The 18,883-nt window shown below is 71.7% G+C and carries 18 protein-coding genes; 9 read left to right on the top strand and 9 right to left on the bottom strand.

All coding sequences use genetic code 11. The features are described 5' to 3' along the window. Nucleotides 1–23: 23 nt before the first annotated feature. A complete protein-coding gene (gene pdxR / locus KJK29_RS29155) occupies nucleotides 24–1,436 on the bottom strand; it encodes a MocR-like pyridoxine biosynthesis transcription factor PdxR (RefSeq protein ID WP_215122151.1) in 1,413 nt (470 codons plus the stop codon). Nucleotides 1,437–1,483: 47 nt separating this feature from the next. On the opposite strand from pdxR, the gene KJK29_RS29160 reads away from it, so the two are divergent. Then, nucleotides 1,484–1,990, top strand: a complete 507-nt coding sequence (locus KJK29_RS29160) for a carboxymuconolactone decarboxylase family protein (RefSeq protein ID WP_215122152.1) — start codon at nucleotides 1,484–1,486, stop codon at nucleotides 1,988–1,990. Between the two features lie 23 nt (nucleotides 1,991–2,013). Here the strand turns inward: KJK29_RS29160 and KJK29_RS29165 are convergent, their stop codons facing one another. The 3 genes from KJK29_RS29165 to KJK29_RS29175 form a co-directional block, all read right to left on the bottom strand. Further along, the gene (locus KJK29_RS29165) at nucleotides 2,014–3,504 is read right to left on the bottom strand and encodes a glutamate synthase subunit beta (RefSeq protein ID WP_215122153.1); all 1,491 of its coding nucleotides are present in this window, start codon (nucleotides 3,502–3,504) and stop codon (nucleotides 2,014–2,016) included. A gap of 119 nt (nucleotides 3,505–3,623) precedes the next feature. Further along, nucleotides 3,624–4,103 carry an anthrone oxygenase family protein gene (locus KJK29_RS29170; RefSeq protein ID WP_215122154.1) on the bottom strand — a complete coding sequence of 160 codons (480 nt, stop codon included), beginning with the start codon at nucleotides 4,101–4,103 and terminating at the stop codon, nucleotides 3,624–3,626. Between the two features lie 247 nt (nucleotides 4,104–4,350). Next, nucleotides 4,351–5,034, bottom strand: coding sequence for a DUF2293 domain-containing protein (locus KJK29_RS29175; RefSeq protein WP_251057974.1), 684 nt, complete (start codon nucleotides 5,032–5,034; stop codon nucleotides 4,351–4,353). Nucleotides 5,035–5,205: 171 nt separating this feature from the next. Between KJK29_RS29175 and KJK29_RS29180 the strand changes: the two genes are divergently transcribed. Next, a complete protein-coding gene (locus KJK29_RS29180; RefSeq protein ID WP_215122156.1) occupies nucleotides 5,206–5,838 on the top strand; it encodes a nucleoside/nucleotide kinase family protein in 633 nt (210 codons plus the stop codon). Nucleotides 5,839–5,987: 149 nt separating this feature from the next. After that, nucleotides 5,988–6,413 (top strand): CBS domain-containing protein, encoded by a 426-nt coding sequence (locus tag KJK29_RS29185; protein ID WP_215122157.1) that lies wholly within the window; start codon nucleotides 5,988–5,990, stop codon nucleotides 6,411–6,413. Nucleotides 6,414–6,434: 21 nt separating this feature from the next. Here KJK29_RS29185 and KJK29_RS29190 read toward each other — a convergent pair whose 3' ends face one another. Further along, nucleotides 6,435–7,562, bottom strand: coding sequence for a magnesium and cobalt transport protein CorA (locus KJK29_RS29190; RefSeq protein ID WP_215122158.1), 1,128 nt, complete (start codon nucleotides 7,560–7,562; stop codon nucleotides 6,435–6,437). A 242-nt stretch (nucleotides 7,563–7,804) separates the two neighbouring features. Between KJK29_RS29190 and KJK29_RS29195 the strand changes: the two genes are divergently transcribed. Beyond that, entirely contained in the window at nucleotides 7,805–8,599 is a 795-nt protein-coding gene (locus tag KJK29_RS29195; protein ID WP_215122159.1) for a methyltransferase domain-containing protein, read from the top strand. A 77-nt stretch (nucleotides 8,600–8,676) separates the two neighbouring features. On the opposite strand, the gene KJK29_RS29200 is transcribed toward KJK29_RS29195, so the two are convergent. After that, nucleotides 8,677–9,630: a carbohydrate kinase family protein gene (locus KJK29_RS29200; RefSeq protein WP_215122160.1), complete on the bottom strand. Its 954-nt coding sequence runs from the start codon at nucleotides 9,628–9,630 to the stop codon at nucleotides 8,677–8,679. Beyond that, entirely contained in the window at nucleotides 9,627–10,535 is a 909-nt protein-coding gene (locus KJK29_RS29205; RefSeq protein WP_215122161.1) for a pseudouridine-5'-phosphate glycosidase, read from the bottom strand. The genes KJK29_RS29200 and KJK29_RS29205 overlap by 4 nt, the downstream gene beginning before the upstream one ends. 97 nt (nucleotides 10,536–10,632) lie before the next feature. On the opposite strand from KJK29_RS29205, the gene KJK29_RS29210 reads away from it, so the two are divergent. Next, complete coding sequence (locus KJK29_RS29210) at nucleotides 10,633–11,061, top strand: VOC family protein (protein ID WP_215122162.1); 429 nt, start codon at nucleotides 10,633–10,635, stop codon at nucleotides 11,059–11,061. A gap of 60 nt (nucleotides 11,062–11,121) precedes the next feature. Here KJK29_RS29210 and KJK29_RS29215 read toward each other — a convergent pair whose 3' ends face one another. Both KJK29_RS29215 and KJK29_RS29220 read right to left on the bottom strand, forming a co-directional pair. Continuing rightward, nucleotides 11,122–11,676, bottom strand: a complete 555-nt coding sequence (locus KJK29_RS29215) for a methylated-DNA--[protein]-cysteine S-methyltransferase (RefSeq protein ID WP_215122163.1) — start codon at nucleotides 11,674–11,676, stop codon at nucleotides 11,122–11,124. Nucleotides 11,677–11,723: 47 nt separating this feature from the next. Further along, nucleotides 11,724–12,596, bottom strand: coding sequence for a glycerophosphodiester phosphodiesterase (locus KJK29_RS29220; protein ID WP_215122164.1), 873 nt, complete (start codon nucleotides 12,594–12,596; stop codon nucleotides 11,724–11,726). Between the two features lie 285 nt (nucleotides 12,597–12,881). Here KJK29_RS29220 and KJK29_RS29225 point away from each other — a divergent pair, with 285 nt between their 5' ends. From KJK29_RS29225 to KJK29_RS29240, 4 genes are all read left to right on the top strand, one after another. Next, on the top strand, nucleotides 12,882–13,754 hold the full coding sequence (locus KJK29_RS29225; protein WP_215122165.1) for an MHYT domain-containing protein: 873 nt from the start codon (nucleotides 12,882–12,884) through the stop codon (nucleotides 13,752–13,754). Between the two features lie 40 nt (nucleotides 13,755–13,794). Next, entirely contained in the window at nucleotides 13,795–15,942 is a 2,148-nt protein-coding gene (uvrB, locus tag KJK29_RS29230; protein ID WP_215122166.1) for an excinuclease ABC subunit UvrB, read from the top strand. A 139-nt stretch (nucleotides 15,943–16,081) separates the two neighbouring features. Continuing rightward, nucleotides 16,082–16,660 carry a TerD family protein gene (locus tag KJK29_RS29235; protein ID WP_215122167.1) on the top strand — a complete coding sequence of 193 codons (579 nt, stop codon included), beginning with the start codon at nucleotides 16,082–16,084 and terminating at the stop codon, nucleotides 16,658–16,660. 79 nt (nucleotides 16,661–16,739) lie between these two features. Beyond that, nucleotides 16,740–18,758, top strand: coding sequence for a TerD family protein (locus tag KJK29_RS29240; protein WP_215122168.1), 2,019 nt, complete (start codon nucleotides 16,740–16,742; stop codon nucleotides 18,756–18,758). Nucleotides 18,759–18,883 lie beyond the last annotated feature (125 nt).

Below are 18,883 nucleotides of genomic sequence, written 5' to 3' on the forward strand. Positions count from 1 at the left end.
CCTCGAGGACCCTGACGGGCCGGTCATGGCGGCGGCAGCGCACCGCACAGCGCCTCCAGGGCCGGCCCGTAGGCATGCTCGGAGGGAGTCGCGTATCCCACGACGAGGCCGTCGCTGACCGCCATGTCCGTGTCCGGGTGCCGGAACGCGCCGAGGCCGTCGAGGGCGACGCCCCGCCAGGCGGCGGCCTTGACCGCGGATGCCTCGGTGCCGGGCGGCAGCCGCAGCACCGCGTGCAGCCCGGCCGCGACGCCCGTGACCTCGACCTGCGGCGCGTGCTCGGCCAGGGCCGCGACGAGCCGGTCCCGGCGGCTCCGGTACCGCTGCCGCATCCGCCGCACATGACGGTCGTACGACCCGGAGACGATGAAGTCGGCGAGGCTCAGCTGGTCGAGGACGCTCACCCACGCCTCGCGCTCGCCCTTCACGGCGAGTACGTCCCCGACATACCGCTCCGGAAGCACCATCCAGCCCAGCCGTACCGCCGGTGACAGGCTCTTGCTGACCGAGCCGATGTGGATCACGCGCTCGGGGTCGAGCCCCTGGACGGCGCCGACCGGCCGGCGGTCGTAGCGGAACTCGCCGTCGTAGTCGTCCTCCAGGACCAGCCCGCCACGCGCGCGTGCCCAGTCGATCACGGCGGCCCGGCGCTCGGGGTGCAGCGGCCCGCCGGTCGGGAACTGGTGCGCCGGCGTGAGCAGCGCACCACGCTCGCGCCCCAACCGGTCTACCTGGGCGCCGTGTTCGTCGAGCGGGAGCGGCACGGTACGCACCCCGGCGCCCGCGAGGACCTCCCGGTGGAATCCCAGCCCGTACGCCTCGACCGCCAGTGGCCCGCGCAGGACGCCGCCTCCGAACAGCAGGCGCAGCGCGTGCGCGAAGCCGGAGCAGATCACGATCCGTCCCGGATCGGTCCGCACGCCCCGCGCACGGGCCAGGTACTCGGTGAGCGCCTCCCGCAGTTCGGTCCGTCCGGCGGGGTCGCCCGGGCCGAACACCTCGTTGGGCGCCTGCTGGAGCGCCCTGCGGTAGGAGGCCAGCCAGGCCGCGCGCGGGAACGCCGAGATGTCCGGCGTGCCCTGCAGCAGGTTGTGCCGGGGTCCACGAGCGCGGGGAGGTGCCTTCTTCGGCACGCGAGCGGCGGGACGCAGCGGCTCCGCGCGCTCGGCGACCCGGGTGCCCGAGCCCTGACGGGCGGTGAGCCAGCCCTCCGCGACGAGTTCCGCGTACGCGTCGGCCACCGTGTTGCGGGCGACACCGAGGTCCGCCGCGAGCGAGCGGTACGGCGGCAGCCGCGTGCCCGGAGCGAGCCGCCCGTCGCGTACGGCCTCGCGCAGCGCCCGGGTCAGCGCCGTGCGCCGACCGCCCGGCCCGGACAGCTCCAGATGCAGGTCGGACCCGATCCGTTCCGCGGAATTGACCCACGAATTCGCCATGGAAGTGCACCCTACAGCGGGTCTTTGCGGCTCATAGGTTGAGGGACATGACGACGAACACGACCACCGACACCACCACGAACACGACGCGGGCGCACTCGACGGGAACGGCCCGGCTGGAGTTCGCCAAGTCCGCCCCGAAGGCCTTCCGGGCCCTCATCGCCTTCGACGCCGCCGCCCGTGAGGGCCTCGACCCGGCCCTTGTCGAACTGATCCAGATCCGCGCCTCCCACCTCAACCACTGCGCGTACTGCCTCCACATGCACACCAACGACGCCCGCAAGGCAGGCGAGAGCGAGGACCGGCTGCACATGGTCGCCGTCTGGCGCGAGGCCCGCCACTTCTTCACCGAGCGGGAGCAGGCGGCCCTCGCCCTCACGGAGGCGATGACCCTCGTCGCCGACGCCGGCGTCCCGGACGACGTCTACGCGCGGGCCGCGTCCCTCTTCGAGGAACGGGAACTGGCCCAGGTCCTCGCCGTGATCTGCACGATCAACACCTGGAACCGGGTGGCGCTGTCCACGGCGAAGGTGGCGGGCACGGACGAGCGGTGACCACTTCTTGAGCGGGCTTCCCTCTAGACCACCATGGGCCGGTCGTACGGCCCGATCGGTGACGGCAGCCGCGAACTGCCCGTCAGATGACGGTCCACCGCGGCTGCCACGGCCCGCCCCTCGGCGATCGCCCAGACGATGAGCGACTGCCCCCGGGCGGCGTCGCCCGCGACGAACACACCGGGCACGTTCGTGGCGAAACCGGCGTCCCGCGCGACGGTCCCCCGGGGTTCCATCGCCAGCCCCAGCTGGTCGACGAGCCCGTCCTGCCGGCCGGGCCCGGAGAAGCCGAGGGCGAGCAGCACGAGGTCGGCGGGGAGCGTCCGCCCGGTGCCGTCCACCGGGCGGCGCCGCGCGTCCACCTCGACCAGGTGCAGCGACCGCACATGCCCCGCGGCGTCCCCGTCGAAGCGCAGCGTGGACGCCGCGAACAGCCGCGCGTCCGCGTCGGCGACCGGAGCGGTCCGCAGATCACGGGCCTCCTCGTGCGCGGCGGACAGCCGGTAGATCCGTATCGGATACGTCGGCCAGGGCTCGGCGTCCTCGTCGCGCTGCGCCTCCGGCAGCGCGTAGATGTCCAGTTGCGTCACCGATGCGGCACCCTCCCGGACGGCCGTGCCCAGGCAGTCCGCCCCGGTGTCGCCGCCGCCGACGATGACGACGTGCTTCCCGGCGGCGGACAGGGGTGACGTCTCCAGATCGCCCGCGCAGACCCGGTTGGAGAGCGGCAGATACTCCATCGCCTGGTGAACCCCCGTCAGCTCCCGCCCCGGCACGGTGAGTTCGCGCCACGCGGTCGCGCCCATGGCGAGCACCACGGCGTCGTAGCGGGTCCGCAGCTCATCGGCACCGATGTCCTGACCGACCGACATCGAGGTACGGAACTTGGTCCCCTCGGCCCGCATCTGCTCCAGCCGACGCTCCAGATGGTGCTTCTCCATCTTGAACTCGGGGATGCCGTACCGCATCAGCCCGCCGGGCCGGTCGTCCCGCTCGTACACCGCGACCGTGTGCCCGGCCCGGGTCAGCTGCTGGGCCGCGGCCAGCCCGGTGGGCCCCGAACCGATCACCGCGACCGTCTTGCCGGACAGCCGCTCCGGCGGCCTCGGCGGAGCGAAGCCCTCCTCCCACACCCGGTCGGCGATCGCGCACTCGACGTTCTTGATGGTGACGGCCGGCTGGTTGATCGCCAGCACACACCCCGCCTCGCACGGCGCCGGGCACAGCCGCCCGGTGAACTCCGGGAAGTTGTTCGTGGCGTGCAGCCGGTCGGCGGCCGCCCGCCAGTCCTCCCTGGACACCAGGTCGTTCCACTCGGGGATCAGATTGCCCAGCGGGCAGGCGTCATGGCAGAACGGGATGCCGCAGTCCATGCAGCGGTCGGCCTGCTTGCTGATGATCGGCAACAGCGCCCCGGGCACATAGACCTCGTCCCAGTCCCGCACCCGTTCCTCGACCGGCCGCCGCGGCCAGTCCTGGCGGGGGGTGGTCATGAAACCCTTGGGATCGGCCATGGCCGTCTCCCTTGCGTGCGCGTCTCGACAGGCCGTGCGTCGTCGGGCGGTACTCCTCCGGCCACGATACGTCCGCCTCCGGACCGGTGCCCGTCGCCGCGGTTGTCGGGTGGGCGCCGTCAGGTGAGCGCCAGCACGTACGCGAGCGCCGCCCCGGCCGAGGCGACCGTGCGGACGTGGTTCCACATCGTCCACTCGCGCACATACGCCGGCCAGTACGCGGCCGCCTCCGACGTGCCCGGCTCCAGCTTGGCCAGCGCGTCGTTGCGCGGCACGTTCGCGACCATGGTGAGCCCGAACGAGCCGACCAGATACAGCGCGCTGCCCACCAGCAGCTCCACCGTCCCCTCCTCCGGCCACAGCACGAACGTCACCACGGCGATCACCGCGCACAGCACCGCCGACCCGAGGAACACGACCATGAAGGGCGGCGTCACCGCGGCCACGTTGATCGCGTTCATCGCGGCGACTCCCTGCGCGGGCGGCAGCGTGGCGAGGCCCCGCATGACGAAGGTCGAGAAGCCGCAGAACACCCCCGCCACCAGGCCGGTCCCGAGCACACCCAGCACCGTCAGCACGAAGTACGGCCCGTCGATCATGTCAGCCTCTCCCGCCCGTCGAGCCGGGATCCTGCCCGGCGCCCTTCCTCACCACAAGTGAATTCCCGTACGAGCACCGTGACCATGGCCGAACGGCGCGGGGCCATAAGCGAACGTCCACGATCCCTCGAACGGCCGTGTCGGCCAGTCCACACGGGGCTGTCGGCCAAAGCCCGGCCAGTCCACACGGGGCTGTCGGCCGAAGCCGGGCCGGATCACCCGGCCTGCCGGCCGACGCCCGGCCGGATCACCCGGCGGAACCGAGCCCCGCCTCGGCCCACCCCCCGAGCACCGTCTGCACCGCCGCCGCGATCCGCCGCCGCGCCTCATGTCTCGGCACGCCGCTCATCAGCAGCCGGTCGTACGGCGTGTCCAGATGCCGCACGGACGCCACGACCGCCGAGGTCACGGCCGCCTCGGTCAGCGCCCGCCCTGCCGCACTGCGGCCCACCCGCCCGCTGCCCCGCTCCGAGGCGTGTGCCGCGATGGCGTGTGCCCGGTCGGCGGGGCATCCGGGATACAGACGCCGTATCTCCGCCGCGAAGGCCTGGGCGAAGAGCTCGTCCTGAGCCGCCCGCCGCCCCGCGTCCCGCACCCGGCGCCGCCGCCGTGCCTCGGCGTCCGCGAGACACCGCCGCTCGGCCCGCGCCAGCGCCGCCTCCTCGACCAGGACGCCCTGCCGTTCGTAACGGCTCTTGCGCCGGTTGAACCGTACGACCACCGCCGACAGCGTGCTCTCCTCCCGCGATCTGCGCGTCAGCGCGGTGTCGCCGCTCGGCAGGAACACCAGATGCCCGAGGTCGGCGCAGTCGAGGCAGCGCGGGGCCCGGTCCTCCAGGGTGAGCAGCGGCAGCGGCCCACGCCGGCACTCGGCGCAGTACCGGCCCTTGAGAGGCTGGAAGACGAGGAGCCCGGTGAGGGGCGGAAGCATCGCGCGGGGGACCATACGTGGTTCATTCCCCCTGACGACGGGACGCACTACGCCCGCCACGACCGACCCCGGCCCTCTCGACGCGGCCTCCCCGCGGAATGTCCCTCCCCGGCGTCCGAGGAGCCCGCGGGCGTGACAATTCCTGCCCCGGCCTGACGCATCATGGGCCGTGTGCGACTCGAAGCGATCACCTGGGACCGGCTCGGCGACCTGCTCGCCGAGCGCCTCCTCGACCTGAAGCCCGCCGACGGCGCTCCCTGGCCGCGCGTCGCCTTCGACGGCGCCCCGGCCGCCCGCCCCGGGGATCTCGCCCGGCGGGTCTCCGAGGCGCTGCGCATACGCGGCCGCTCGTCGCTCGTCGTGGGCACGGAGGGATTTCTGCGCCCTGCCTCGGTGCGGCTGGAGTACGGCCACCGGGACGTGGAGGCCTATTACAACGGCTGGTACGACACCGGCGCCCTCTGGCGTGAGGTGTTCGGCCCTCTCGAAACCGGCGGTGACGGCCGTGTCCTGCCCGACCTGTGGGACCCGGCCGCCGACCGGGCCACACGCAGTCCCTACGTCGAACTCCCGCCCGGCGGCGCCCTGTTGATGCACGGACCCTTCCTCCTTCGGCACTGGTTCCCCTTCGATCTGAGTGTTCACGTCCTGCTCTCCCCGGGCGCCCTGCGCCGCCGCACGCCCGAGGACGAGCACTGGACCCTCCCGGCCTTCGAGCGCTACGAGCACGAGACGGACCCGGCCGGCACGGCGGACGTCCTGGTACGGGCCGACGATCCGCGCCATCCGGCGTGGAGCGGTTGAGCGGCTGCTCCCCGTGCGGCGGTCACGGGTGCGTTCCGTGTCAGACGGGTTCCGTGTGCGGGCATCCGGTGGCGCGGCGAGAATGAAGGGCGTCGGGACTCGCGGTGCGTCCCGCGCCGCGCCGGCCGTCCGGCAACGGGAGGTACTCCATGACCACCGCCGGAGACATCATGCACCGCGGCGCCCAGTGGATCCCCGCTCACGAAACCCTCGACCGCGCCGCCCAGCTCATGCGCGAACTGAACGTCGGCGCCCTGCCCATCAGCGACGAGAACGAGCGGCTCTGCGGCATCCTCACCGACCGCGACATCGTCGTAGGCTGCGTCGCTATGGGGCACGACCCCGCCAGGATCACCGCGGGTGAGATGGCCAAGGGCACCCCGCGCTGGATCGACGCGAACGCCGATGTCGGCGAAGTGCTCCGTGAGATGCGGGAGCACCAGATCCGCAGGCTGCCCGTGATCCAGGACAAGCGCCTGGTCGGCATGATCAGCGAAGCCGACCTGGCCCGGCATCTGGCGGACGACCAGATCGCCTCCTGGGCCGAGAGCGTCTACTCCACCACCACACGCTGATCCGCCGGGTGACTCCCCGCGTCAGAGCCAGCCGCTGCGCCGGAACGCCCGGTACAGCGTCACGCACGCGACGGATATGACGCCGAGGACCATGCCGTAGCCGTACCGCCAGTGCAGCTCCGGCATGTGCTCGAAGTTCATGCCGTACACGCCGCAGACCATCGTCGGCACGGCGATGATCGCGGCCCACGCCGTGATCTTCCGCATGTCCTCGTTCTGCGCGACCGTGACCTGCGCCAGGTGCGCCTGCAGGATGGAGTTGAGCAGTTCGTCGAAGGCGGCGATCTGCTCCTTCGCCCGCAGCAGATGGTCCGAGACGTCGCGGAAGTACGCCTGTATCTCCGGGTCGACCGCTCGGATCGGACGGGTGGCGAGATCCTCCAGCGGGCGGCTGAGCGGCACCACGGCCCGCTTCAGCTCGAGCAGTTCACGCTTGAGCTGGTAGATGCGCCCCGGGTCGGCTCGGGCGCCGGTCTCCGCGAAGACATCCGTCTCGACCTGGTCGATGTCGGCCTGCACCGAGTCCGTGACCGTCAGGTAGTCGTCCACCACGTGGTCCGCGATCGCGTGCAGCACCGCGGAGGGGCCCTTGGCCAGCTGGCCGGGATCGGACTCCAGCTCCTCGCGCAGCGGACCGAGCGAGCCGTGCCGGCCGTGCCGGACCGTGATCACGAAGTCCCCGCCGACGAACACCATGATCTCGCCGGTGTTCACCACCTCGCTCGTGGCCGTCAGCTCCTCGTGCTCGACGTAGCAGACCGTCTTGAACACCGCGAAGAGTGTCTCGCCGTACCGCTCCAGCTTGGGGCGCTGGTGGGCCTCGACGGCGTCCTCGACGGCCAGCGGGTGCAGGTCGAAGAGCTCGGCGATGCCCGCGAACTCCTGGTCGGTCGGCTCGTGCAACCCGAGCCAGACGAAGCCCTCCCGGCTCTTGCGCACCCGCTCCACGACATCCACCAGATCGCCGCGCACGGGGGTGCGGACGCCGTCCCGGTACGTCACGCAGTTCACCACCGAGGAGCCCAGCGGGGAGCGGGCCGGGTGACTCAGGTCGACGCGCGGGCGCCGCCTGGCCAGCCGAGCCACCTTGCGAAGGCCACCGACCCCGCCGAGGCTCGTGACCTTCCGCAGATTCCCTGCCATGGACATCCGGTTCTCCTTGCGTGGAACTCCTCGCGCCGTTCCTGCGCCTTGGCGCGCCAGTCTGCCAGGCCCACGTGAGCTGCGGGTAAGCCTGTGGAAACGACCCATTCCGCTTTGTTCCCGGCTGTGGACGAACGACTCGCCGGTGCCGTCGCTCCTAGACATCGACGCGGGCCGGTACGGGTGCGGTTCTCCTTTCCGGAGCGTCGACAATCAAGAACAAGTAAGACAAATGGGATGATCGCAGCATGACGCGAACCGATGGGTATGTCCTCGACAACCGGCAGACCGAGGCGGCGGAGCACTTCAGCGCCTTCGCCGCGCTCTTCGACCCCACGACGTTCCGGCATCTCGAAGCTCTCGGCGCGGGATCCGGCTGGCGGTGCTGGGAGGTCGGCGCCGGCGGTCCGTCCGTGGTGTCCTGGCTGGCGAAGAAGGTCGGTCCGACCGGACGTGTCGTCGCGACCGACAGCGACACCTCACGGCTCGCCCGGAGCGCCCTGCCGCGCGTAGAGGTCCGGGTCCACCGACTCGGCGCCCAGGACCCGCCGGGGGAGGGCTTCGACCTGGTGCACGCCCGCCTCGCCCTCGTCCACGTCACCGACCGGAAACGGGCGTTGCGGTCCATGGCCGACTCCCTGCGCCCCGGCGGGCGCCTCCTCGTCGAGGACGTCGACCCCGCCCTGCAGCCCCTGCTCTGCCCCGACGAGTACGGCCCCGAGCAGCAGCTCGCGAACCGGCTGCGGCACAGTTTCCGCAAACTGCTCGCCGACCGCGGGACCGACCTCCCCTCGGGCCGCACCCTCCCGCGCCTGCTCCGGGAGGTCGGCCTGACCCGCGTCCAGGCCGACGCCTACTTCCCCATCGCCTCCCCGGCCTGTGCGGCCCTGGAGTCCGCCACGATGCGCCAGATCCGCGACCAGCTGGTCACCGCGGGCCTCGCCACGGACCAGGACATCCAGCGCCACCTCATGAACGTCACGTCCGGCGCCCTCGACCTCACGACACCACCGATGATCTCGGCGTGGGGACGCAAGCGGTAGCCAGGGGACGGCGTAGGAGCCGGTCCAGCAGCCGGACAGGGGCGGCCCGCAGCCGGACAGGGCCGGCCCGCCCTGTATCAGCCGGGCAGGGGCGGCCTCCCGCCCACCCGCTCCACCGCCCGCGCACCCGCCCGGCAGCCCTCCACCGCCGCCTCTTCCGGCCCGGCGCCCGCGAGCAGGGCGCCGAGGAACGTGCCGGTGAAGGCATCACCGGCGCCGGTGGTGTCCCGCGGCGTCGCTCGCACGGCGGGAACGCGGGCGCACACCTTCCCCGAACGGGCCACGAGTGCTCCCTCGCGCCCCTGCTTGGCCACGACCAGCGGGATGCGCAGGCTCAGCTCGGCCGCCGCGTCGGCAGGGTCCGCCAACCCCGTCAGCAGGCACGCCTCGTCCCGGCTGGGCAGCAGTACGTCCACGTCCTCGACGAGCGCCAGGAAGCGCTCGACGCCCAGCCCTGTGAGGAAACCGGCCGACGCCGGGTCCAGACTCACCGGCACGCCACGCGCGCGTGCGGCCTTCAGCGCCACCGTCACCAGGGCGCGACCCGCCTCGGAGAACAGCAGATAGCCCGACAGATGCAACCGGGCCACCCCGTCGAGCAGCGCGTCCGACCAGTCGGCGGGTTCGAGCCGTGACGACGCCCCGCTGTCGGTGAGGAACGTCCGCTCCGCCGAAGCGTCCCGGTCCACCAGGCAGATCACCATGCCGGTCGGCGCCCGCTGGTCGACGACGAGCAGCGGGCGCACGCCGTGGGCCGCGAGTTCACGCTCGTGCCAGGCAGCCGCGTCCGCGCCCACGCGCCCGAACAGCCGCACCTCCGACTCACCCCGGTGCGCCGCCCAGCACGCCACATTGGCGCCCGCCCCGCCCGGTACCGTCCGGATCGAGGCGACCGTGTCCGTGCCCGCCGCGAGCGGCCCCCGGTGCCGCGCGACGACATCGGTGATGACATCCCCGACGACCAACAGCGCCGCGCCCTGCACGGACGGCTCTCCACGACCCGCGGGGCGGCCGGCCCCGGTCCCGGTCACCCCCGGGCCCAGGCCGCCGCGATCCGCGCCGCCAGGCGCACATTGCCGCGGACCGCCGCCAGGTTGGCGCTCAGCGAGGCCCCGTCGGTGTGCCGCACCAGATGGTCGAGCAGGAACGGCGTGACCGCCTGGCCGGTGACCCCCTCCTCCTGGCACGCGTGCAGCGCGTCCGCGAGCACACGCGCGTGCAGCTCCGGTTCGAGCTGTTCCTCCTCGGGGACGGGGTTGGCGACGATCAGCGCCGACTCCGGCTCGCCGAGCGCGTCCTGGGCCCGCATGACGCCCGCCACCTGCTCCGGCGTCCGCAGCGTCCAGTCCACCGGATGCCCCGAGTCGGACAGATAGAAGCCGGGGAACCGGTCGGTGCCGTACCCGGCCACCGCGACCCCCAGCGTCTCCAGCCGCTGCAGGGTCGCCGGCACGTCCAAGATCGACTTCACCCCGGCACACACCACGGTGATCCGCGTTCGTGCCAGCAGCCCCAGATCGGCCGACTCGTCCTGCGTCACCGTCCACTCCCGGTGCACCCCGCCGAGCCCGCCGGTCGCGAACACCCGGACCCCCGCCAGCGCCGCCAGCAGCGCGGTCGCCGACACCGTGGTCGCTCCGCTGGCCCCGGAGGACAGCGCGAGCGGCAGATCACGGTGGCCCAGCTTGCGGATCCCGTCCTCGTTCGCGACCCGCTCCAGCTGCTCCTTGTCCAGTCCGACATGGGGCCGCCCGTCCAGCACGGCGATCGTCGCGGGCACCGCCCCCTCCTGCCGCACGGCCGTCTCCAGTTCCAGGGCCACCTGGAGGTTGCGCGGCCGGGGCAGCCCGTGGGCGATGATCGTGGACTCCAGGGCCACCACGGGCTGCCGCGCCTCGAGCGCCGCCCGCACCTCTTCCGACATCACCAGCACCACGCCTGCCTCCTGTCAGTCGGTCCTCCCTCATCTCTGGCGGGCGGCGCGCCGGGCCAAACCCTTGCGGGCTGTCACGGAGGTCACGAGCCTGGAGTGCATGACGGACCACACAGCACGTCTCGACCACGTCGTCCTCTGGGTGCGCGACCCGGTCGCCGCCGCCGACTTCTACGAGAAGGCCGTCGGCCTGGAGACGCTCAGGCTCACCGAGTTCGCCGCGGGCAAGGTGCCGTTCCCCTCCGTGCGCGTCAACGACGAGACCATCCTCGACCTCATGCCGCGGACCTTCGCGGAACGCATGACGATGCTGCCCGGCGCCGCCGACAGCGCCGGCCACCCCGTCAACCACGTCTGCCTGTCCCTGCCCCGGGGCGACTTCGACGCCCTTCTCAGCCGGCTCGAAGAACGCTCCGTACCGATGTCGGACCTCTCCTACGACTCCTTCGGTGCCCGGGGCAAGGCCACCCGCAGCTTCTACTTCCGGGACCCGGACGGGAACGTCTTCGAGGCGCGGCACTACGACTGACCAGGCGCGGGACCTCAGAGCGGACCTCGGCGGGACCTCAGAACGGACCTCGGCGGGACCTCAGAAGAGAGGCTCGGGCAGCACCCCTTCCAGGGCGAGCAGCTTCCGCTTGGTCTCCAGACCGCCCCCGAAGCCGCCGATGCCGCCGCCGCTCTCGACGACCCGGTGGCAGGGCACCACCACCGGCAGTGGGTTGGCGCCCATGGCCATCCCGACGGCCTGCGCGGCGCCGGGCTGCCCGACCCGCCCGGCCAGATCGCCGTACCCCACGACCGTGCCGTAGGGCACGCCCGAGGCCAGTTCGCGCAGGACCTCGCGGTTGAAGCCGGAGATCAGCGACCAGTCCAGCGGCAGGTCGAAGTCGCGTCGCCCACCCGCGAGGTACGCCTCGATCTGGCGTATCGCCTCGGCCAGCAGCGGGGAGCCCGGATCCTCGACGGGCTCGGTGCCGAGGCGCGACGCCAGCCGCTCGAGAGCCCGGTCCCGCACCGCGTCCGTGGCATGGAACACGACGCTGACCAGGCCCTCGCGGGTCGCGGCCAGCAGCAGCGGACCGATGTCGCTGTCGACGACGCCCCACACGACCCGCTGCTCGACCTGCCCATGGCTGTCCATGCGCCCACCGTACGACCCACCACTGACAACGCCCCCGGGGCGACGGCTCACCCGCCCACGGCCTCCCGCACCACATCCGGCTTGTTCGCGATGATCCCGTCGACGCCGTAGCGGGCGACGCGCTGGGCGGTGGCCGCGTCGTCGACCGTCCAGGTGAAGACCTCCATGGGCGTGCCGTGCGGCCCGTCGAACGCCTGCACGGCGGAGACGTACGCCGTGGAGAGCGAGCCGTGCGACGGGTTGATCTGGTCGGCGAAGCCGGCGTAGGCGGACAGCTCCGACACCGGCGGCGTCCCCAGGAAGCCGGTCTTCACACCGGGCTTCAGCTCGTGCACCGTCCGGACGCTGTCCGCGCTGAAGCTCTGCACGATCAGCCGGCCCGCCAGATGCGAGGTGTCGAGCCAGCCTTCGTTGCTGAGCACCTTGAGCGTCTGGCGCTCTATGCCCGGATACAGCTCCGGGTTCTTGATCTCCAGGAGAAGCTTCTGGTGGTGCCGCTCGACGCGGTCCACGAACTGTTCCAGCGTCGGCACGCGCGCGCCCGCGTGGTCGGGGCCGAACCAACTGCCCGCGTCGAGACGGGCGATCTCGGCGGCGGTGAAGTCCTTCACCTTCCAGGGGGCCCGCCCGGGGAAGACCTCCTCGACGTCCGTGGTGCGCCGCAGGTTGTCGTCGTGGACGACGACGAGCTCGCCGTCACTGGTCTGCTGGACGTCGTTCTCCACCCAGGCGATGCCCAGCTCGGCCGCCTTGTCGACGGCGGCCAGCGTGTTCTCGGGCGCGTACGCGGAAGCGCCCCGGTGGGCGATGACCAGCGGCGCCGGCTCGGCGTCGGCGGCCCCGGCGGGGGAGACGGGGACGAGGAGAGCGGCGGTCCCCAGGAGTGCGGTGGTGGAGGCGGCAACAGCGCGCGCGTGCATGCGTACTCCTCGCGTGAGCGTTCGGCGACATCACAGACAGATCAACTGTGACAGCAGAGGGTCAACGCGAGAGGGGTGCAGGATGGCCACAGGTTGAACGCAGATGACCCAACTCCGGTCACTGGTGCCGCACAACTGAGGCAAGGCCGTGTTTCTTTGCCGGAAAGTCGTTCGACCATTCCGGTGGGAGTCATACTCTCTGCGTCAACCCTGACCGCTCGTGCGGTCCTGGGAGGGGGCACATCAGGAGTTCCGGGACGCAAAGGGCGGGAAGGGCAGCCGCGCATGCAGGGCACGGTCGACGGATTCAGCTACGGCCTGGTCACACCCCTGGTGGCCTACCTCATGGCCTGCCTCGGCGGCGCCCTGGGGCTGCGGTGCACCACCAGATCCATGCTCGTCGCCCAGTCGTGGCGCCCCGGCTGGCTCGCCCTCGGCTCGGCCGCCATCGGCTCCGGCATATGGACCATGCACTTCGTCGCCATGATGGGGTTCACGGTCCAGGAGACACCGATCCACTACGACAAGGCGATGACCTTCGCGAGCCTCGCCGTGGCCATCGTCATGGTGGGCGTCGGGGTCTTCATCGTGGGCTACAAGGGCGCTCGGGGAACGGCCCTTTTCACCGGGGGCACCATCACCGGTCTGGGCATAGCGTCGATGCACTACCTCGGTATGGCCAGCATGCGCCTGGACGGGAAGCTGGAGTACAACACCCTCACCGTCGGCATCTCCGTCGCGATCGCCATGTGCGCCGCCACCGCAGCCCTGTGGGCGGCCGGCCAGGTCCGGGGATTCCTGTGGAGCGTGGGCGCCAGCCTCGTCATGGGGCTCGCCGTCAGCGGCATGCACTACACCGGCATGGCCGCCCTCGACGTCCACCTCCACGGCACCGCGACGCCCACCTCGGGAGAGTCGCCGGCGGCCCTGCTCGCGCCGATGCTGATCGGCCCGCTCGCCTTCCTCCTGCTCGCGGGCGTCGTGGTGATGTTCGACCCGCTGATGGTCATGGGGAAGCCCGCCGTCGCACCCGCCGAGCAGAAGCCCGGCATCCCGGCCCACGCCCACACGGCCGTCCACCACTCCGCGCACCGACTGCGGTTCCGCCCCCGCCGCCCCGTGGAGCGCGGCCGCTCCCGGGCCCCGCAGAATCGCTGATCGGAGCCCGTTGTCAGTGCGGGGTCGTACGGTGGATCCCATGCGGCCCGTTTCCCAGATCGAACGCACGGTGGCGCCCTTCGAGGTCGTCAGCCCCTACCAGCCGAACGGCGACCAGCCGGCGGCCATCGCCGATCTCGCCCGGCGCGTCCAGGCAGGCGAGAAGGACGTCGTCCTGCTCGGCGCGACCGGCACCGGCAAGTCCGCCACCACCGCGTGGATGATCGAGAAGCTCCAGCGCCCCACCCTCGTAATGGCGCCGAACAAGACACTGGCCGCCCAGCTGGCGAACGAGTTCCGCGAGCTGCTCCCGAACAACGCCGTCGAGTACTTCGTCTCGTACTACGACTACTACCAGCCCGAGGCGTACGTCCCGCAGTCGGACACCTACATCGAGAAGGACTCCTCGATCAACGAGGAGGTCGAGCGCCTGCGCCACTCCGCGACCAATTCGCTGCTCACCCGCCGCGACGTCGTGGTGGTCGCCTCGGTCTCCTGCATCTACGGCCTCGGTACACCGCAGGAGTACGTGGACCGCATGGTCCCCCTCAGGGTCGGCGACGAGTTCGACCGGGACGAGCTGCTGCGCCGCTTCGTCGACATCCAGTACACGCGCAACGACATGGCCTTCACCCGCGGCACCTTCCGCGTCCGCGGCGACACCATCGAGATCTTCCCGGTCTACGAGGAGCTGGCCGTCCGCATCGAGATGTTCGGCGACGAGATCGAGGCGCTCTCCACCCTCCACCCGCTCACCGGCGAGATCATCAGCGACGACCAGCAGCTGTACGTCTTCCCGGCCTCCCACTACGTCGCGGGGCCCGAGCGCCTGGAGCGGGCGGTCAACGACATCGAGAAGGAGCTGGGCGAGCGCCTCGCGGAACTGGAGAAGCAGGGCAAGCTCCTGGAGGCCCAGCGCCTCAGGATGCGCACCACGTACGACATCGAGATGCTCCGCCAGATCGGCTCCTGCTCCGGCGTCGAGAACTACTCGATGCACTTCGACGGCCGCCTGCCCGGCTCCCCGCCCAACACCCTGCTCGACTACTTCCCGGACGACTTCCTCCTCGTCATCGACGAGTCGCACGTCACGGTGCCCCAGATCGGCGCCATGTACGAGGGCGACGCCTCCCGCAAGCGCACTCTCGTCGACCACGGCTTCCGGCTGCCCTCCGCCCTGGACAACCGCCCCCTGAAGTGGGAGGAGTTCCAGGAGCGCGTCGACCAGACGGTCTACCTGTCGGCGACCCCCGGAAACTACGAGCTCTCCCGCGGCGACGGCGTCGTCGAGCAGATCATCCGCCCCACCGGCCTGATCGACCCCGAGGTCGTCGTCAAGCCCACCGAGGGCCAGATCGACGACCTGGTCCACGAGATCCGGACCCGCACCGACAAGGACGAGCGCGTCCTGGTCACCACGCTCACCAAGAAGATGGCCGAGGACCTCACGGACTACTTCCTGGAGCTGGGCATCCAGGTGCGCTATCTGCACAGCGACGTCGACACCCTGCGCCGCGTCGAGCTGCTGCGCGAGCTGCGCTCCGGCGAGTACGACGTGCTCGTCGGCATCAACCTCCTGAGGGAGGGCCTCGACCTGCCCGAGGTGTCCCTGGTGGCGATCCTGGACGCCGACAAGGAGGGCTTCCTGCGCTCCGGCACCTCCCTGATCCAGACCATCGGCCGCGCCGCGCGCAACGTCTCGGGCCAGGTCCACATGTACGCCGACAAGATCACCCCGGCGATGGAGAAGGCCATCGACGAGACCAACCGGCGCCGGGAGAAGCAGATCGCGTACAACACGGAACAGGGCATCGACCCCCAGCCCCTCCGTAAGAAGATCAACGACATCGTCGCCCAGATCGCCCGCGAGGACATCGACACCGAGCAGCTGCTCGGCTCGGGCTACCGCAAGGGGCGCAAGGACGGCGGAGGTGCCAAGGCGCCCGTGCCCTCCCTGGGCGGCAAGGCCGCGGACGGGGCCAAGCCCGCCAAGGGCAAGGGCAAGGCCAAGGAGACGGTGCCGACCGACCGCCCCGCGGCCGAACTCGCCGAGCAGATCGAGGAGCTCACCACGCGCATGCGGGCCGCCGCTGCGGACCTCCAGTTCGAGATCGCGGCCCGGCTGCGCGACGAGGTCTCCGAGATGAAGAAGGAACTGCGCCAGATGAAGGAGGCGGGCCTGGCCTGACAGCGGACCGCGTACGCGCAGTGTTGCAAGACCGACACAAAGCGCCGATCGGGGTACGTCACTGTCAGTGCCGCTGCGTAGGGTTCTGGTCAACCGCGAATGCGCGGCAACAGGGGACGTTCGAGAGGGGAATCAGCGCGTGACCGTCAACATGACCAAGGGTCAGGCCATCAGTCTGCAGAAGAACGACGGCGGCAGCCTGACCGCGGTGCGGATGGGTCTCGGCTGGCAGGCGGCTCCCCGGCGCGGCCTGTTCGGCTCCCGGACGCGCGAGGTCGACCTCGACGCCTCCGCCGTGCTGTTCGCGGACAAGCAGCCGGTCGACGTCGTCTTCTTCCGCCACCTGGTGAGCGACGACGGCTCGGTGCGCCACACCGGCGACAACCTCGTCGGCGGTGTCGGCCAGGGCGGCGACGACGAGGCCATCCTCGTCGACCTCTCCCGGGTCCCGGTCCACATCGACCAGATCGTCTTCACGGTGAACTCCTTCACGGGCCAGACGTTCCAGGAGGTGCAGAACGCGTTCTGCCGCCTGGTCGACGAGACCAACGGCCAGGAGCTCGCCCGCTACACACTGGCCGGCGGCGGCCAGTACACGGCCCAGATCATGGCCAAGGTGCACCGCTCGGGCTCGGGCTGGTCGATGACGGCCCTGGGCAACCCGGCCAACGGCCGTACCTTCCAGGACCTCATGCCGACGATTCTGCCCGTCCTCTAAGGACAGCAGGGGCAACCGCTCGGGGGCGGGCCGGCGAGCGGCACACGACACCACACAACGACACAGGGGGACGAAGGCGATGACGGCCGAGCTGGTGCGGGGGCAGAACCACCCGCTCTCCCAGGCCCGTCTCGAGATCCGGGTCTCGGCCGGTACTCCGGTCGTGGCCGCGGCCGCGCTCAGCGACGAGACCGGCAGGATCCGCGGCGTGGAATGGGTGGCCCACCCGGGCGCACCCACCCAGCCCGGTCTCGAGGTCTCCCGGCAGGCCGCCGCCGACCACCGCCTCGCGGTGGACCTGGACGCCCTGCCGGAGGCCGTCCACCGTGTCGGCGTTCTGCTCGCCCTGCCCGCCGGTGGGGCGGGCCCGGTCCGCTTCGGCGCCGTCGCCGCCCCGTTCGTCGCCGTCACCGGCCTCGACGGCGGCGAGATCGCCAGCTACACCCTCACCGGCCTGGACTCCGAGTCGGCCGTGGTCGCCCTGGAGCTCTACCGCAGGCAGGGCGCCTGGAAGGTGCGCGCGGTCGGCCAGGGCTATGCCGGCGGCCTCGCCGAACTCCTCACCGACCAGGGGCTGCCCGAGGCCCGGCAGCTCGCGGGCAACATCGACGAGGCGGTGTCCCAAGGCGTGGCCCGCTCGGTGCAGGCACCGCCGCCGCGCACCGCGGACGGCGACCGTTCCCGCCGGACAGCCGCCCCGGCCCTGGGCCCGGACCAGGGCGGCACCGCACCTCAGCCAGGGCCGGTCCCACCGATGTCCCCGTACGGCGGGCAGACGCCGGGCGGGCCGGGACAGTCCGGACCGCAGCCGTCGGCGTACCCCGGCGCCGCGCCGGACCCGTCCTCCGTCACCCAGCAGTCCGCGCCCGCGGCGGGCGGCCCGATCGACTACAGCCACCCCGGCCGCCAGAACACCGCTCCGCCCCCGCCTCCGCCCACCGCACCCCCCGCCGCGCCCGGGCAGCCCGCCCAGCCCGTGGCGGGCGACGCGACCGGCTGGTCCATGGAGGAGCGGCTCTACAACCAGGTGTGGGGCATGTTCGAGGACCTGGCCCGCACCACCGCCGCCTACCGCAGTGCCGTCGACTTCGCCGAGTCCCGGATGGACAAGGAGATCGAGCAGGTGCTGTCCGACCCGCGCAGCCGGATCGGCGGACAGGGTGACGCCGCTCGTGAGGCGGCCCGCGCCCGGCACGCACAGCTCGTCGCCCAGGCCAGGGAGGCCCTCGACCGGGACCTCTCCCAGCTCACGGCCGAGGTCGGCGTCGTCGAACCGGCCCTGCCCCCGGCGTACGCCCGTTGGGACAACCCCGTGTGGCACGCCTACCGGCCGCCGATGGAGATCCCCATGGCGCTGCGCCTGGGCGACCTCCATCTCCCCGAGGCCGACCGGATCCGCATTCCGATGCTGGTCCGGCTGCCGCTGGAGCGCGGTCTGTGGATCGACAGCGGCCGGACCGGATCGTCGGACGGTTCGTTCGCCGACTCACATGCCCTGGGGCGTCTCGCCATGGACACGGCGGTCGCGCACGCGGCCCGGCTGCTCGCCGTCTACCCGGCGGGCGAGTTCACGGTCCATGTCATCGACCCGGCCGGCTCGGGGGCGCAGCCGCTGGCGCCTCTCGTGCAGAGCGGTGTGCTCGCGGCCACGCCCGCGCTCGGCGCCGCGGGGGTGGCGGACGTGCTGGGGCGGCTCACCCAGCGGGTCGACCTGGTGCAGATGGCGGTGCGGGGAGGCGCCGCCGACTCCCTGCCGCCCGGCTTCGACACCTCGCAGCAGTTGCTGATCGTCAACGACTTCCCGCACGGCTTCGACGATCGTGCCGTGAACCAGCTGCGCTACCTCGCCGACGAGGGCCCCGCCTTCGGCGTCCACCTGATGATGGTCGCCGACCGGGAGGAGTCCTCCGGATACGGGCCTTTGCTCGACCCGCTGTGGCGTTCGCTACTGCGACTGACGCCGGTGCCCGACGACCACCTCGCCGACCCGTGGGTCGGTCACGCCTGGACGTACGAGCCCTCGCTCGTGCCGACCGGCAGCCAGGTCCTCCAGCAGGTGCTCAGCCAGGTCGCAGCCGCCCGCACCAAGTACATGTAAAGCCTCCTGACCTGGGATTTTGATCCTTCTTTTGCCAACCGCTTTACCTTTTCTTGGTGATGAAGGTACTGTTGTCGGCACGGAGGGGAGTACTCCCTGTCTGCTGCGACGTGCCCGTCAATACG

This window comes from Streptomyces koelreuteriae, assembly GCF_018604545.1.
Taxonomy (GTDB): Bacteria; Actinomycetota; Actinomycetes; order Streptomycetales; family Streptomycetaceae; genus Streptomyces; species Streptomyces koelreuteriae.